Source organism: Paenibacillus terrisolis, from assembly GCF_056171975.1.
This window is the reverse complement of record NZ_JBKFGG010000035.1, coordinates 19775-35497: the sequence shown is the minus strand read 5'-3', so window position 1 is coordinate 35497 and position 15723 is coordinate 19775. Positions and strand designations below refer to the sequence as shown.

Sequence of the window (15723 nt, the reverse complement as noted above, 5' to 3'; positions counted from 1 at the left end):
TGAATGCCTTGGCTTTTACAATGGTGGTTGAAGCTACAGTTATCGCACCTGTATATTGAGTTGAAGAAGCTGTGGGCTCAGTACCATTGGTAGTGTATCTGATCGTTGCTCCACTGGTAGCACTGGAAATCGTTACATTCTGCGCCGATGAATAAGTTCCGCCTGCCGGGCTGAAGGACGGAGTTGCGACTTGGTTGCTTACTATACTTATGGTGTAAATAGCGCTTGCCGTAGCAGAGTCGTTCATCCCTGACTTAAAGGCTTTAGCTTTTATAGTAGTAGTTGAAGCTATATTGATAGCGCCCGTATATTGAGTTGAAGAAGCTGTAGGCTCGCTCCCATTGGTAGTATACCTGATGATTGCTCCACCGGTAGCGCTGGAAACCGTTACATTCTGCGCCGATGAATAAGTTCCGCCTGCCGGGCTGAAGGACGGAGTTGCGACTTGGTCGCTTACGGTGCTTATGGTATAAGTAGCGCTTCCTGTAGCAGAGTCGTTCATCCCAGACTTAAAGGCTTTAGCTTTTATAGTAGTAGTTGAAGCTATATTGATAGCGCCCGTATATTGAGTCGAAGAAGTTGTAGGCTCGCTCCCATCGGCAGTATACCTGATGGTTGCTCCACCGGTAGCGCTGGAAATCGTTACATTCTGCGCCGATGAATAAGTTCCGCCTGCCGGGCTGAAGGACGGAGTTGCGACTTGGTCGCTTACGGTGCTTATGGTATAAGTAGCGCTTCCTGTAGCAGAGTCGTTCATCCCAGACTTAAAGGCTTTAGCTTTTATAGTAGTAGTTGAAGCTATATTGATAGCGCCCGTATATTGAGTCGAAGAAGTTGTAGGCTCGCTCCCATCGGCAGTATACCTGATGGTTGCTCCACCGGTAGCGCTGGATATCGTTACATTCTGCGCCGATGAATAAGTTCCGCCTGCCGGGCTGAAGGACGGAGTTGCGACTTGGTCGCTTACGGTGCTTATGGTATAAGTAGCGCTTCCTGTAGCAGAGTCGTTCATCCCAGACTTAAAGGCTTTAGCTTTTATAGTAGTAGTTGAAGCTATATTGATAGCGCCCGTATATTGAGTCGAAGAAGTTGTAGGCTCGCTCCCATCGGCAGTATACCTGATGGTTGCTCCACTGGTAGCGCTGGATATCGTTACATTCTGCGCCGATGAATAAGTTCCGCCTGCCGGGTTGAAGGACGGTGTAGCAACCTGTGTTACTGCGCTGCCCGGACGCCACAATGCCGGTACAATGGGCGGTTCCCAACCTGTAAGAGAGGTATGTGACTGAATACATTCATACGTGGTTCCACTGTATGTTACCGTATCACCTGCAGCATATGCAGTATTTGGAGCCCACTCTCCTTTGTCAGCTGCACTTACAGGTATTACTGCGATCAAACTGCAAAATAATGCAACCATTAGCATAAATGCCAGTGTTTTTGTCAGAGACTTTCCTTTCAAAGAATACATAATATTACATTCCCCTTTACTCATGATTTTTCAAAGTTCTAATAGAAATCTCATAAAATTCTAGATAATATAAAAAACGTATTTATATTTTTGTCCACAAAGCGGCAACAATAGATGGTTCCCAACCTACCAAAGAGGTGTGTGATTGTAGGCATCTGTAGTTATTTCCGCCGTAAGATACTATTTCACCTACTTTATAAGCGGTATTAGGCGCCCATCCAGGGTAATTGCCGCTGTTTATTGTATAGGCAGCGCTTGCGACGGTTGAATCAGTCATACCTGATTTAATAGCTATTGCCTTTATTGTTTCTGTAGACGATACAGCTATAGCACCTGTATATTGTGTGGAAGTTGATGTAGGAGTAGATCCGTCGGTAGTGTATCTGATCGTTGCTCCACCGGTAGCACTGGATATCGTTACATTCTGCGCCGATGAATAAGTTCCGCCTGCCGGGCTGAAGGACGGAGTTGCAACTTGGTCGATCACTATACTTATGGTATAAGTAGCGCTTGCCGTAGCGGAGTCGTTCATCCCTGACTTAAAGGCTTTAGCTTTTATAGTAGTAGTTGAAGCTACATTGATAGCGCCCGTATATTGAGTTGAAGAAGCTGTAGGCTCGCTCCCATCGGCAGTATACCTGATGGTTGCTCCACCGGTAGCGCTGGAAATCGTTACATTCTGCGCCGATGAATAAGTTCCGCCTGCCGGGCTGAAGGACGGAGTTGCAACTTGGTCGATCACTATACTTATGGTATAAGTAGCGCTTGCCGTAGCGGAGTCGTTCATCCCTGACTTAAAGGCTTTAGCTTTTATAGTAGTAGTTGAAGCTACATTGATAGCGCCCGTATATTGAGTTGAAGAAGCTGTAGGCTCGCTCCCATTGGTAGTATACCTGATGATTGCTCCACCGGTAGCGCTGGAAACCGTTACATTCTGCGCCGATGAATAAGTTCCGCCTGCCGGGCTGAAGGACGGAGTTGCAACTTGGTCGATCACTATACTTATGGTATAAGTAGCGCTTGCCGTAGCGGAGTCGTTCATCCCTGACTTAAAGGCTTTAGCTTTTATAGTAGTAGTTGAAGCTACATTGATAGCGCCCGTATATTGAGTTGAAGAAGCTGTAGGCTCGCTCCCATCGGCAGTATACCTGATGGTTGCTCCACTGGTAGCGCTGGATATCGTTACATTCTGCGCCGATGAATAAGTTCCGCCTGCCGGGTTGAAGACTGGTGTTGCCACCGTTTCTACCGGCAATACTCCCGATAACGGTACAGGATTGTTGAGATACGTCTGCACTTTTGTTATCCACCAGTAGCTATCTGTCGGAGGTGATCCAACGCCGTCGGTGCTGTCTCCTACTCCGGCTCCAAAGAGAACGGAAATAATTCCTGAGTCTGCGGCTTCCTTGGCATGAGAACCCCATGTAATACTACTGCCTGAGACTGTTAGCTTAGGATCATTGCCCTGGTTTGTCGAAAAATAACTATTTCTTGCACCTGTTGTGGTGAAGGTATCGCCAAGGAAAAAGTCGGGGGCAGAATCCTCATAATGTTGGCTTGTATTGTTTAAATCCGGGAATGTGCCGTTATTATACGGGTTTTCACTTAAGCTTGAATTAATGTGACCTACAGGAATTTGCCATAGAATGACAGGAAGATTGGATTCTTGATGTAATGTCTTGCTAAACAACAGATAGTTGTTCCAGTGATCCAGGTTCCAAAACCATGTGGACTTCGAGGGATCGGAAGCAGAACTGATGCCTGCATCTAAGCCGTATTTATCGATAGAGACAAAATCCGCACCGTAGCTGGAAACTCCGGCATTTAAATAATATTTGCTCAGCTCCTTTGTTTCGGATACTAAAGCTGAACGGCCTTTTGTAATTCCCTGAGTATCCGTGATCCTCATTAATCCTGTTGAAGGTATGCCGGTTGTGATTCCCGGAGAAGCCCAAAGATTGAACTGCCATCCGAAATAGGCATTTGGCGCATATTTGCTTATGGTATAGTTTATTGCTTTTACCAAACCCTCTACTGTATCAGGAAATACGGGATCGGTAGAAGCGCTTAGAATTCCTGATGAGTATGCGGCACTTGTCTTAGCTAGTAATCCGTTAGGCTGCTTACCTGAGTTTTGCATCATATAACCTAGGAAATCAGGCTCTAAGACCATGCCTACCATTTCATCTCCGCCTTCTCGACTAATGATATCAAGGGCGAACTTCAGATCTTTGAAATAGGCTTGCATATATGAGTCACTTTCTATATGCTGCTTGTCGAGAGCGTAGCTTTCACTTCCATCCGGAATGTTGTAATAAACAAAAAACGGGATCATCCCCATCTTTTTGCTTTCACGTATAAATGAAGCGGCGCGTCCACCGTTACCGTCACTCCATGTTTTCCAACCATTGACCGGACCGCCATTCAAATAAATATAGCGTATATCCATTCTTTTGTTTGTAAGTCCAGGACCGTAATCCTTCCAAAAATCCAGGTCTCCTGTTGAATCTTCACTTACTGAGCCAATGGAAAGATAATCGGGAAGACCCGGAAGTTTGCCATCTGCGGTCTTTACACGTATTCCTACATAACGTACCTTATTGCTTGTAGTTTCCTTAATCTTGAGAGATGCACGTCCTGCTTTGAGAGCGTTTATTCTTAATGTAGTACCATTTACTATTTGGTAATTTGCTACCGAGCTGTTGTTTGTCGACAAGGTAAAGCTAGGACTGCCAACTCCGGTTGCGCTTAAAGTATAATCGGAGATCCCTTGGGGGACTGTTATCTGCGGTACTTCTGTTGTTGCATCAACTTCTCTGATTTTTATTCCGCTTACGACAACGCCCGCTCCTCCATTTACATTGACTGTAATGGTATCACTGGTTACAGTACCAAATGAATTTATGAGATCGCATTTATAGGTGTATGTACCCGCAGGCATGTTACTGAAAGTCTTGGAAGCTGCCTGTGCATTTGGCGAGCCATCGGATAAACTATTGCTATAGACCAATAGATCATTCTCATAAAGCTTCCAGGATGTTCCGTTGTTGCCCCACCACATGTTCATCGTTACGGTATAGTTGCCATCATTATCTGTATTATCATGAGTTAATAAAGGCCTTCCAGGCGCGCCTGATGCTGCAGCATCTACATTTGTGAAACTAAAGTTCATAAGGAAAAATAATGCAATCGCAAAGCTGAGTAATAAAGATACTGTTTTAAAGAGTCTATGTTTCACTTTTGAAATGGACATAATTTGAAACCTCCTATTAAATAACTAAATGACTCCTGATGGATTCTATAAATCCAAATAAGGTCATTAATAGAGATTGTATTCGACACAAAAGTGCCAAAGGAAGCAACGTAAACAGCCTGGCTACTGCAAGAGTTTGAAGTTTTAAAAACAGCTTTTTATAATTTTTCTCCTCTCTGCGTTAGTTCTATATTCACTTAACTCCTGGACCAGAAAACAGATTCACCTCCTCTCATATTAATTTCAGATGGTTCCCGATACTTTAGAAGTAAATATAAACATGGTCAAGAAACTCTAAAGATTCGAAATCTTCCAGCTATAGAAGCTTCCCCAGTATATCCTTTTTATTTTGTCGAATGCTGTTGTAATTTGGAATTAATTGAATAATTTTCATTACAATCAAATTTTAACTTGGAACTCTGGAGACGAGAGATTACCATTAAAAATGTAATATATTGGAATCCTATCTTTATTGGAAAATCGTTTTCCACGAAAAAAAGCAACTCTATCCGAGCTGCTTCTCCTACTCACGCGAGAACCTCAGGCCGTCCAAGGGGTGTTGAAATTCCCCGGACTGCCTATATAAGGATCGGGGACAATAGAAAAAAAATAAACAAATATGAAGGGAAATAGAGGATTTATCATTCGCTTTTTTGAAATGCCGACGTATTAACAAAGCAAACAATAAGATAATTAGCAATAAAATGGACCAGCATATTAATCTGGAAACGTTATTGGGAATTAAATTCGAATTTATTTAACAAAAGGAGAACAGCATTTTGCCAAAATTACTTAGAGAAACGATATATAAATAAAAATGACTATACCCATCAAAAAGGAGGATAAGCTGTACAAATATGTTTTAGAGACAAGCATAATAATTAAAAATGCAACTACATCAATAATCAGAATTGTCATAAACAAATTCACTTTTTCTTGAAATCCGGGCATAAATCCTCCGCCCAAATTTAATCCATATAGTAGGAGTGATAAGGAGAATATAAAGCCTGAAATTAAACCTATCAAAATTGATACGGTGTTTTTAATAACTTTGGAATATTTTTTGATTGCAACCAACTCCCATTTAGGATTGTTCCTCAAAAAACATCTCGGTATTTTTGAGCAAATATGTAATAGATTTTTTGTGGTTTATTATCATATTCTCTCAAACAATCTAATAGCTTTTTTATCGTTATTTGTTATTTAAAGAATAAGAAATTTTGGAAGAACAAAATGTCGCCTTAAAGCATAAATGAAAAGACGCCCATCCAATTCCTGAGCGTCTTCCCCATAAAACCATTTTTAATTTTGCTTATAAATAAGCTACTTTACATTCTCTGCCTTTGCCGCATCGATCCTTTCCTGAGAAGCGCTGAAGCATTTCTTGCACACCGAGAGCTGCTGCCCGGAGCTGGTTGTCTTCGTGTATAGCAGCTTGATTCGCGTGCTTCCGCATACCGGACAGGTTCCCCGGCTTCTCGAAGGAAGAACCCACAACGCTTTTCCGCGTTTATTTTTGGACATCGCCTACCACCTTTATTTCAAGATTGAGCCGTATGCTCAGAAAATCTTCTTCTGATCCCGATCATCCTTCAAAATCTCCACCGCTTCGCGGAAACGCAGCGAGTGGATGACTTCACGTTCGCGCAAGAAACGCAGGCCGTCCTGGATATCGACGTCATCCGTCATATCGATCAGCCACTGGTATGTAGCCCGTGCCTTCTCCTCGGCGGCGATATCCTCGTACAGATCGGCGATCGGATCGCCTTTGGCCTGGATGTAGGTTGCGGTCCAGGGCACCCCGCCGGCGCTCTCGTAGAACAGTGCCCGGTCATGGGCGACATAATGCTCGGCTAATCCGGCCGCCTTCAGCTCCTCCACCGTCGCGTCTTTCGTCAGCTTGTAGACCATGGTGGCGATCATCTCGAGGTGGGCGAATTCCTCCGTTCCGATATCGTTAAGCAGCCCGATGACTTTGTCCGGAACCGTATATCTTTGGTTTAAATATCGCAGCGCAGCGCCTAGTTCACCGTCGGCGCCGCCGTATTGCTCCAAAAGGAGCTTTGCCATGCGGATATCGCATTTGCCAACGCGAACCGGATATTGCAGCTTTTTCTCATAGACCCACATCGCTTTATTGACACCCTCCTTATTAAACGATGAATGTAAAAATCCTTATGGCAGGCTTTATACCTGCCAGGGCCACGGGGCCTTCGACCATTCCCACGGGAATTTCGAATAGGCGCGCCCGAAATTTTGCAGGGGACCATAAAGCTGTTGAAAATGGTTGGCCAGCTGCGTCCGTTCTTGAGTGAATTGATTGAATTGCTGAATGGAAGCCATATCGTCCGGATGGGTGTCCAGGAACAGATTCAGCTCCACCAGCACAAAATCAAGCGCCTGCAGCTTCTCCAGCAATTCATAGAACTCCTTGTCAAAATGTCCTTTGTTCGATTCGGCTGGCATCACGTTGCTCATGTTCTCCATATTGCTTATGTTGTTCATTTCCAACTCACCGTCCTTTTCCCCAGCGGGATTCATAGGGACTGTACAGCGCGGGCCAAAGCGTGCCGAACTTTAAGGCTTCCTGGGGACTGAACTGCGGAAGATTGAGCGGCTGAAAGTGGATATACAAATGCGGAGGGGTACTGTATGTTTTTACGAGTATCGGCGGACAAGGATCGAAAGGGCCAACGAAAGGGGCATACGCATGCTCTTGGGGATGGCTCAAAGAAACTTCCTCCTTTTCTTTTTTGGACAAATCATGGCAAACCGGGACAAGTAACCCCAGTTTTTTCCTTATCATTAACATATGACGTTCGCCCAGAAAATGAACCGATATCCCCTCAAGGCAACAAAAAAGAGCCCAGTTTGCGAACTGAGCTCTTTTGGGCCAAAGCCAATATTAATCTTCGTCCGTTTCTTCGGGCTCCGGCTTCTGCTGACGCGTTATCCTCACCCGGGTAATCCGCAGACGGCTCGACTCCTCAACCTCAAACAGGATGTTGCCGACCTGCAGCTTTTTCCCTTTAGTCGGAACGCCTTCGAGTTCCTTGAACAACCAGCCCCCGATGGAGTCAACCTCCTCGTCTTCGATGGAGATGCCGATCAGATCGTTGACCTCTTCGATCAACAACCGGCCGTCCACCGAATACACGGTATCCGATATTTTCTCCACTTCGGGACGTTCGTCTTCAAATTCATCATGCAGATCGCCGACGATTTCCTCGAGAATTTCCTCAGCGGTCAGCAGCCCCGCGGTTCCGCCATACTCATCCACGACGAGCGTCAACTGGGAATGCTTCTTCTGCATCAGACGCAGCACATGGCTTACTTCCATCGATTCCGGCACGTTCAGGATCGGACGCACCATCTCCGCGAGATCCAGCGGACGACCTTGATCCGGCAGCAGCAAATCGGTAATATGTACAAAACCGATAATTTGGTCCTTATCTTCAACCGCGACGGGATAACGGGAATGCTTCGTTTCAGTCACAATTTTCATGTTCTCTTCCCAGGACAAATTCGTGTACAAGCAGTCCATGTCCGTCCGCGGAAGCATAACCTCACGGGCCAGCATATCGGAAAAATCGAAAATATTGTCCATCAGCTTCATTTCGTCTTTGTCGATGACGCCGCTTTTGGCGCTTTGGTTCATCAGAATCCGGATTTCTTCCTCGGAATGGGCCGCCTCGCTTTCGCCGGCCGGCTGGATGCCGATCAGGCGGATCGCTCCGTTCGCCGCCGTGTTAAGCAGCCAGATTACCGGCAGGAACACGCGGTAAAACATCAGCAGCGGCCAGGAAAGCCAAAGCGACGTCGACTCGGATTTCTGGATAGCCAGCGATTTCGGCGCCAGCTCGCCCAGTACGATATGTAAGAAAGTGATGATCGCAAAGCCAACCGCCACCGAAATCGTGGTAATCAACGTTCCGTCCGTGATACCCATCTTATGCATAAGCGGCTCAATCAGCAGTTCGGAGACGGCCGGCTCCCCGACCCAACCGAGGCCAAGAGAAGCTAATGTAATCCCAAGCTGGGTCGCCGATAGATAAGTATCCAGCCGCTTGTTGACCGTCAAGGCGTAATTCGCCCTCCGGTTTCCTTCCCTCGAGAGTTGGGTAAGCCGGGATTGGCGCACCTTAACGAGCGAAAACTCCGCGGCTACAAAAAAGCCGTTCAGGAAAACAAGAATAAATACGAAAAGCAAATTCAAAACCAGCTTGCCTATTTCAAATTCGGTATGGCCGTCAGGCATGAAGAAACGCCTCTTTCCTAAAGTGTAGTCGCTTGGCGGACTTTAAAATCGATACCCTTGTAGTACATATCGGCAACAAGCAGATTAGGTCCGCAGCAGCCGGCCGCATCGCAATGGCAGTTCACTTTCCGGTTAAGCGGATGCTCGGTCAGCCATTTTGCGAAAATATCGTCGAGCCGCCCTTCAAGCACATTTCCGAACGAAGGAATGGCGGCGAAGTCGGTAACATAGACGTCGCCGGTAAACAGATTCACGTTGACCCGATTTCGGCCGTCCGGATCGTTCCGCACCGTCACATTCGGCTCTTCGCGCAAACGGCGGATTAAGGAGAGATCATTCTCATCCCGACTGCAGGCAAAGAACGGCAGCGTTCCGAACAGCATCCAAACGGAGGTATCGCGCGCATCCAACAGACCGTGAATCGCCGTTCGCATTTGCTCCAGCGAAAGCTTCGGCAAACCCTCGGCAAAGTCCGCTGCATACATCGGATGTACCTCATGCCTGCGGCAGCCCATTTCGATAATCAGCTTGTGAATGTCCGGAAGCTTCTCGTGCGTCCGGTAATTGATCATTGTCTCCGCCGAAATGAACATCCCGGCTTCGCTTAGTTTGCGCGTATTATCAACCATTGTATCATACATTTTGGATGCAGCCTCAAATGGAACCGGATGTCCGCTGCGGGCAAAGCCCACTTCGTGAAAATCCTTCGCAGACGTATAATTGAAAGAGATATGCATGACATCGAGAAAAGGGAGCAGCTGCTCATAACGTTCGTAATCCAGCGTCAGGTTGGAGTTGATTTGCGAACGCACGCCCCGCTCCTTGGCGTATTTCAGCAGCGGAATAATTTTCTCCTCAACGGTTCGGCGCCGGAACGTCGGTTCTCCCCCCGTGATGCTGATCGTCCGCAGGTGCTCCACCTCATCAAGTGATTTCAGCATATGCGAGAGCGGAAGCTGCTCCGGCTCTCGCAGCACCAGGCTGTCCCCCACCGCGCAATGCTCGCAGCGCATATTGCACAGGTTCGATACGGTCATTTCGACGCTGGTCAGCACATGATGCCCAAATCGGCGCAACGACTCTATGGGATCCCAAGGATCATAACTGGGAGAGATCGTTCTGGCAGAGCTCCCCAAGGACCTCTCACTGATGTTGCTGCTCATTCTTTAATTAATACCCCCATTCCGTCGACTTCCGTAATCACGATGGAAAGTTGAACCGACAAATCCACCTCAAAGGGCGATTTCAAATCCGCCCCAAGCGGGTCGGTTAATACCCGAACAACCGGCCGCTGAGGCATGTGGCCGTGAATCTTCACCACGACGCCGCTTTCGCCTGTACTGAGCTTGACGGTCATCCCTAAAGGGTAGATCGCTACGCGGTCGCGGAAAACCTCCAGCTTCGACTTCTCGTACCAAGTCCCGCAGCCGGTATACAGCACCTCCAGCGCTTGATGCGGGAGCATCGCGGTCCGGTAGACCCGGTGCGTGGTCATGGCGTCATAGGCATCCGTAATGGCGATCCAGCGGGCAAACTCATGAATGTCGTTGCCCTTGATTCCGCGGGGATAACCGCTGCCGTCGATCCGTTCATGATGCTGGAAGGCGCAATGCGCCGAGAGCAGCGGAATATTCGGCTCATCCTTAAGCATTTTGAAGCCGATTTCCGTATGCGACTTCATCAGCTCGAATTCCTCGTTCGTGAGGCTCGAAGGTTTGTTAAGCAGCTCCAGCGGAAGCTTGGTTTTGCCGATATCGTGCAGCATGGCTCCAAGACCCAGCAGCGTCAGCTCGTCTTTGCTGTAGCCGTGAATTTGACCCAGCAGCAGCGTATAAACGCACACATTAAATGAATGGCGGTACAAATACTGATCCATGCTGTTGATGTTCATCATCATAATCATGGCGTCGTCTCTGGAACTGAGATCGTCCATGATCGATTCCACTAGACTGGAGAACGATTTCCCCAAATAAGGGTACACCATCCCCTTAACCGCCGGTGTTGACCATTTGCGGAAATTCATACGGATTTCGCTAAGCGCCCGCCGCTGCGTTTCGTCGCTGACGGTCTCCTGCACAACCACGTCATCCGTACGGGGATCCGCGATATAGACAAAATCCAGACCATGGGCGCGCAGACGCCGAATGACCGCATCGCTAAGCTCCGCGTTTTCCGATAGAAGAACGATTCCGTCCTCATTATAAATCTTTTTGCCCAATTTCATTCCGGCCTGCAATGAGTTTACAGGGATTAACCGCAATTCAACCACTTCCATCTGTCAAAATAATTAGTTTGATATTCATTTCGAATAGCGGCTAAATCTTAGCGCATGATAAAAATCCAGAATAAAGCGGCCAGAATAAAGCGGTAATAAGCAAAATGCCGCAGCTCGATCTTTTGGATCAGCTTCAGAAAAGCGAGCACTACAATGTAGGCCACAACAAAAGCTACGATAAAACCAATCAGAAAATAGCCGATCGTTCCCGAGGTCAAATATTTATAAGAGTCGAGCATTTCATAACCCGAGACCGCAACCATAATCGGAACGGCGATCAGGAACGAAAAGTCCGCGGAAGCTTTGTAGCTGGCACCGGTGAACATCCCGCCCGCAATCGTGGAACCCGAGCGTGAGAAACCCGGCCAAAGCACGGAAATACATTGGAACAATCCGATTAGCAGCGCTTGCCGGTAAGTCAATTGGTCGATTTCGTCCGCCGTAATTTTCGCCTTTTTCTTCGAGTACCATTCTGCGGCAATCATAAACGCCCCGCCAACTACCAGTGCCCAGAGCACCGTAGTCGAACTGAACAGACCCTTAATGAAATCGCGGAAAATAAACCCGACGACAAGCGCCGGCAAAATACCCAGAATCACATGGATCAAGTCCAAGCGTCTACTTGGTGTTTTAAGCTTGACGGTCGTTACCTTTTTGCTGAGTCCCAGCAAATCCAAAATCCGATGTCGGTAAACCCAGGCGATAGCCAAAATGGCGCCTAACTGAATGACAATTTCAAAGGTTTTCATCTCCGGCGACTGATCGTCGTACCCCATCAGCTTTGCCGTCAAAATCATATGTCCCGTCGAAGACACCGGAATAAATTCGGTTAATCCTTCCACTATACCTAAAATAATCGCTACAATTAAACTCATTAAGTCCTCCTAAATAATGTGTGACGTCTATTCTATCTATGAACGTTGTTCCAACGGGGAACGAAACTATGCTCTACCGCCCCTTCGGTTTGGAGCTCCATTCTGAGCAGGTCCCGCAAAAAATCAGGGAGCATAAACTGCTTTTCGGTGCCGCTTTTCAGCCGCTCGTAACCGATGCCGAATGAAAACATATCCAGCGTTCCGACGGCATACGTCTCCTCCGGCTCAATCGGAGCCCCTGCCGCTACCGCCCGAACAATCCGGTGATAAGGCTCAACTGCGGGGTCATACTCAATTTCCAGCCCGTCCGCACAAATCCCGCCCAACACCTTGCCGCGAAAACCAAAACCGAAGATAGCTTTGCCGGTTATCTCGCTCAACAGAGATTGCTCAAGACTGTACAAAATATCCTCGCCTTTGACCAGCATCCGGCATGGGTTGATTGGAGACGGGCAGCGCTCATGCAGCATTCCCTCGCTAATCTCGCCGGCGGGAAGGCCGGAAAGCAGCTGTCCGCTGTTGACGATCGACAGCTCGCAGCCCGTATATCTTCGAACCGCTTGGGCCAGCAGGTTCCCAAACGGAGATTCCGTGTCATACCGGATTTCAAGCTCCCGATTCGTAACCGCAACCGTTCTTCCCAAACGATCACGCGCCGCTTCACGATTTGCTTCGATAGCGCTGCGAACTTTTTTCTCCTCAGGTCCGTTTTCGACAGCGATACAAACCCCGTCCATGGTAAATGGCGCAGCCTTCCCGGAGCTTCTCCGCAGCACCATTTTGCCCAGGTATTGCCCAAACTTCCCGGCCGCCGTGACCGCCGTCGAACCTATGAATAAAGGCGTCTCAAGTAGATGATGGGTATGTCCCCCGATGATCAGGTCGATTCCCGGCACCTTCTCGGCCAGCTCGCGGTCAAGAGGGAGTCCCAAATGGGACAAAACAATCATTACATCCACTTGTCCGCGCAGCTCCCGTATCTGCTCGGCCAGCGTTTCGAGCGGATTGAGAGCTTCCAGCCCAAGCAGTTCGTAAAACTCGGAGAAAGCCGCGGTTGCTCCAACCAAACCTATTTTAAAGGACCCTTTGCGCAAAATAAGCTGCGTCTTCAACCAATCCGGAGGCTGTCCTGTCCTTTTCTCTAAAATATTACCGCAGACGACCGGACATTCCAAACCTTCATAAGCTGCCTTCAGCAGCTCCGGCGTAAAAGTCAGGCCCTCATTGTTTCCAATCGTGACGGCATCATAGCCGGTCAAATTGAGGACATCCACATTGGCCTGTCCCATCGTTCCTTCCGTTTCCTGCGCCGCCCGGTCCATATGGTCGCCGATATCCAGCAAAAGCGTAGGGCCGGACGCTTGGCTCCGCAATTCATCGATCATTGCGGCGATGCGTCCCATTGCGCCGAAGTGGCTGTGCACATCATTGGTGTAAAGGATCGTTAATGATTCCTGATCCGAATCCGGCATCATGAATTGCCCCCTTGCCATGTCCAGTTATAACCGGTCTCATTAAAAAATGGGTTCAGAAAGTATTATACCTTAAAATTGATTGTTGTCGCCTTATAATGATATATTAAAATCGCATGTTCAAAAATTCATGTTTTTCGAAATGACCAACGCCAATTTTGAATCTATCCCAAGGAGAGTGGAAATTCCCATGCAGCTGACGATCGCTCTTTTTGCGGGATTGGCCGACCGGTTCGGCACATCCAGTCTGAGCTTTACCTATCCTGAAGACACAGTCACGGCATCCCGCCTTAAGGATGCTCTTGCCGAGGCAAACCCCTCCGCATCCTCCCTAATTGCCGCTTCTTTTCTGGCCGTAAACCAGGAATATGCCACGGGAGATGCTCCAATTACGGAAAAGGATGAAATTGCGCTCATTCCGCCGGTTTCCGGCGGTGAAACGCTTCAGGATCATCAAGACGTTCAAACAGGCGGCGAGCTTTACGCGATAACTTCCGAACCCCTTTCCGTGGAGGAAATCACCAATAAGGTCATTGCCGACGATCATGGAGCCACCCTCACCTTTACGGGCACCACCCGTGAATGGACTAACGGCAAACGCACCGTTTATCTGGAATACGAGGGATACCTGCCGATGGCCTTGTCCAAATTGCGGCAAATTGGCGATGAAATCGGCCTGCAGTGGCCGGGAACCCGCTGCGCGATCAGCCACCGGATCGGCAGAGTCGATATCGCCGAGATCAGCGTCGTTATTGCCGTGTCCTCCCCTCATCGCTCAAGCTGTTACGAAGCCAGCCGATATGCGATCGAACGATTGAAACAAATCGTGCCGATTTGGAAAAAAGAAATTTGGGAAGATGGTTCGGAATGGAAAGGCCATGGAAATGGCCCTTGGGACCCTTCCGCTCCGGGGACCTTCTCTTAATCTAGTAATCGAGTCTCATAATCATCATTGTCAGCCCATTTATTTCCTGTTATCATTATAGAAAAATGTGATTATGAGGTGTCATCTCCCTTGAAAGTACATATTTTGGAACTTTCTCCCGGCGACCGTCTGCAATATGATATATTTAATCATTCCGGCGTTTTTGTGCTTCAAAGAGGTGCGGAATTAACCAGTGAAGCCATTGTTAAGCTGATGCAGCACGGGATCGACTTCGTTGACATTGAGCCTCATGTCATAGCCACTCCGGATCAAGGACAGAATGCTCAGCACATCTCAAAAGTGGTCTCCTATATGGATAACGCGGTTGGTGGCTTTGAGGAAATCTTTCTGGAAGCGCTGTCGTCCGGAACCTTCAGCAATGAAAAGGTGGACCAGCTTCTTGAACCGATGGTGAACCAGTTAGTAGGCCAAAAGGACGTTGTGGCTCTTTTGCTCCAATTGAACGACAGTGATGAATACACATATAATCATTCGATGCAGGTAGGCATGCTCTCCTATTATATTGCTTCCTGGTTGGGTTACCCCAAGCACGAGGCTTACAAAGTCGGCAAAGCCGGATATTTGATCGATATCGGCAAGTGCAAGGTACCGCAAGAAATTCTCTCCAAGCCTGGCAAGCTGACTCCCGATGAGTTCGAAGAGGTCAAACGCCATACCATTTACGGATACGATATTATTTTCAGTTCTGCGGGGGATGAAGTTTCCGCACTTGTAGCGCTTCAGCATCATGAGCGAGAGGACGGCAGCGGTTACCCTAAAGGCCTGCGAGAAAAAGAAATTCATCCGTTTGCCAAAATTGCCGCAGTCGCCGATGTCTATGCCGCAATGACCTCCAATCGGGTTTACCGGTCCAAGCAGGAGTTGTTATCCGTGCTGCGGGAACTGAACAGCCTCAGCTTCGGCAAGCTCAGTCCGGAACCAACTCAAGCGCTGATCAGCCATTTGCTGCCGAATTTTATCGGCAAGAAGGTGCTGCTAAGCTCCGGCGAAATGGGGACTATCGTTATGACAAACCAGTCGGACTTCTTCCGCCCGCTAGTCCAAACGGATTCCCGGTTCGTGGATTTGTCCAAAGAACGCGAAATTTCGATCGATGAATTTTATATGTAAACTTATCGCCTCCTTCCTTGGGAGGCGTTTTTTATTCAGGACCGGGCAATCACCTTTTCATTC

The 15723-nt window shown here is 47.9% G+C and carries 13 protein-coding genes; 2 read left to right on the top strand and 11 right to left on the bottom strand.

Annotation, left to right across the window (positions count from 1 at the left end):
* The 11 genes from ACI48K_RS21985 to ACI48K_RS21935 all read right to left on the bottom strand — a co-directional run.
* Positions 1 to 1471 (bottom strand): chitobiase/beta-hexosaminidase C-terminal domain-containing protein (locus tag ACI48K_RS21985; RefSeq protein ID WP_475029782.1); only part of this gene is annotated, 1471 nt, incomplete at its 3' end.
* Positions 1472 to 1553: 82 nt separating this feature from the next.
* Positions 1554 to 4724: a chitobiase/beta-hexosaminidase C-terminal domain-containing protein gene (locus ACI48K_RS21980; RefSeq protein WP_475029781.1), complete on the bottom strand. Its 3171-nt coding sequence runs from the start codon at positions 4722 to 4724 to the stop codon at positions 1554 to 1556.
* A gap of 1323 nt (positions 4725 to 6047) precedes the next feature.
* Positions 6048 to 6248, bottom strand: coding sequence for a hypothetical protein (locus tag ACI48K_RS21975; RefSeq protein WP_475029780.1), 201 nt, complete (start codon positions 6246 to 6248; stop codon positions 6048 to 6050).
* Between the two features lie 36 nt (positions 6249 to 6284).
* Entirely contained in the window at positions 6285 to 6854 is a 570-nt protein-coding gene (locus tag ACI48K_RS21970) for a manganese catalase family protein (RefSeq protein WP_475029779.1), read from the bottom strand.
* Between the two features lie 57 nt (positions 6855 to 6911).
* Positions 6912 to 7190 carry a spore coat protein CotJB gene (locus ACI48K_RS21965; protein ID WP_475029785.1) on the bottom strand — a complete coding sequence of 93 codons (279 nt, stop codon included), beginning with the start codon at positions 7188 to 7190 and terminating at the stop codon, positions 6912 to 6914.
* A gap of 46 nt (positions 7191 to 7236) precedes the next feature.
* The gene (locus ACI48K_RS21960) at positions 7237 to 7455 is read right to left on the bottom strand and encodes a spore coat associated protein CotJA (RefSeq protein ID WP_475029778.1); all 219 of its coding nucleotides are present in this window, start codon (positions 7453 to 7455) and stop codon (positions 7237 to 7239) included.
* A gap of 174 nt (positions 7456 to 7629) precedes the next feature.
* Positions 7630 to 8982, bottom strand: coding sequence for a hemolysin family protein (locus ACI48K_RS21955; RefSeq protein WP_475029777.1), 1353 nt, complete (start codon positions 8980 to 8982; stop codon positions 7630 to 7632).
* A gap of 17 nt (positions 8983 to 8999) precedes the next feature.
* Positions 9000 to 10145 (bottom strand): radical SAM/CxCxxxxC motif protein YfkAB, encoded by a 1146-nt coding sequence (gene yfkAB / locus ACI48K_RS21950; protein WP_475029776.1) that lies wholly within the window; start codon positions 10143 to 10145, stop codon positions 9000 to 9002.
* Positions 10142 to 11242 (bottom strand): HD-GYP domain-containing protein, encoded by a 1101-nt coding sequence (locus ACI48K_RS21945; RefSeq protein ID WP_475029775.1) that lies wholly within the window; start codon positions 11240 to 11242, stop codon positions 10142 to 10144. The genes yfkAB and ACI48K_RS21945 overlap by 4 nt, the downstream gene beginning before the upstream one ends.
* A 62-nt stretch (positions 11243 to 11304) precedes the next feature.
* The gene (locus ACI48K_RS21940) at positions 11305 to 12132 is read right to left on the bottom strand and encodes an undecaprenyl-diphosphate phosphatase (protein WP_475029774.1); all 828 of its coding nucleotides are present in this window, start codon (positions 12130 to 12132) and stop codon (positions 11305 to 11307) included.
* Positions 12133 to 12164: 32 nt separating this feature from the next.
* Positions 12165 to 13604 (bottom strand): bifunctional metallophosphatase/5'-nucleotidase, encoded by a 1440-nt coding sequence (locus tag ACI48K_RS21935; RefSeq protein ID WP_475029784.1) that lies wholly within the window; start codon positions 13602 to 13604, stop codon positions 12165 to 12167.
* A 190-nt stretch (positions 13605 to 13794) separates the two neighbouring features.
* On the opposite strand from ACI48K_RS21935, the gene ACI48K_RS21930 reads away from it, so the two are divergent.
* Together ACI48K_RS21930 and ACI48K_RS21925 are read left to right on the top strand one after the other, a co-directional pair.
* The gene (locus ACI48K_RS21930) at positions 13795 to 14529 is read left to right on the top strand and encodes a molybdenum cofactor biosynthesis protein (RefSeq protein WP_475029773.1); all 735 of its coding nucleotides are present in this window, start codon (positions 13795 to 13797) and stop codon (positions 14527 to 14529) included.
* 90 nt (positions 14530 to 14619) lie between these two features.
* A complete protein-coding gene (locus ACI48K_RS21925; RefSeq protein WP_475029772.1) occupies positions 14620 to 15660 on the top strand; it encodes an HD-GYP domain-containing protein in 1041 nt (346 codons plus the stop codon).
* Positions 15661 to 15723: the final 63 nt, after the last annotated feature.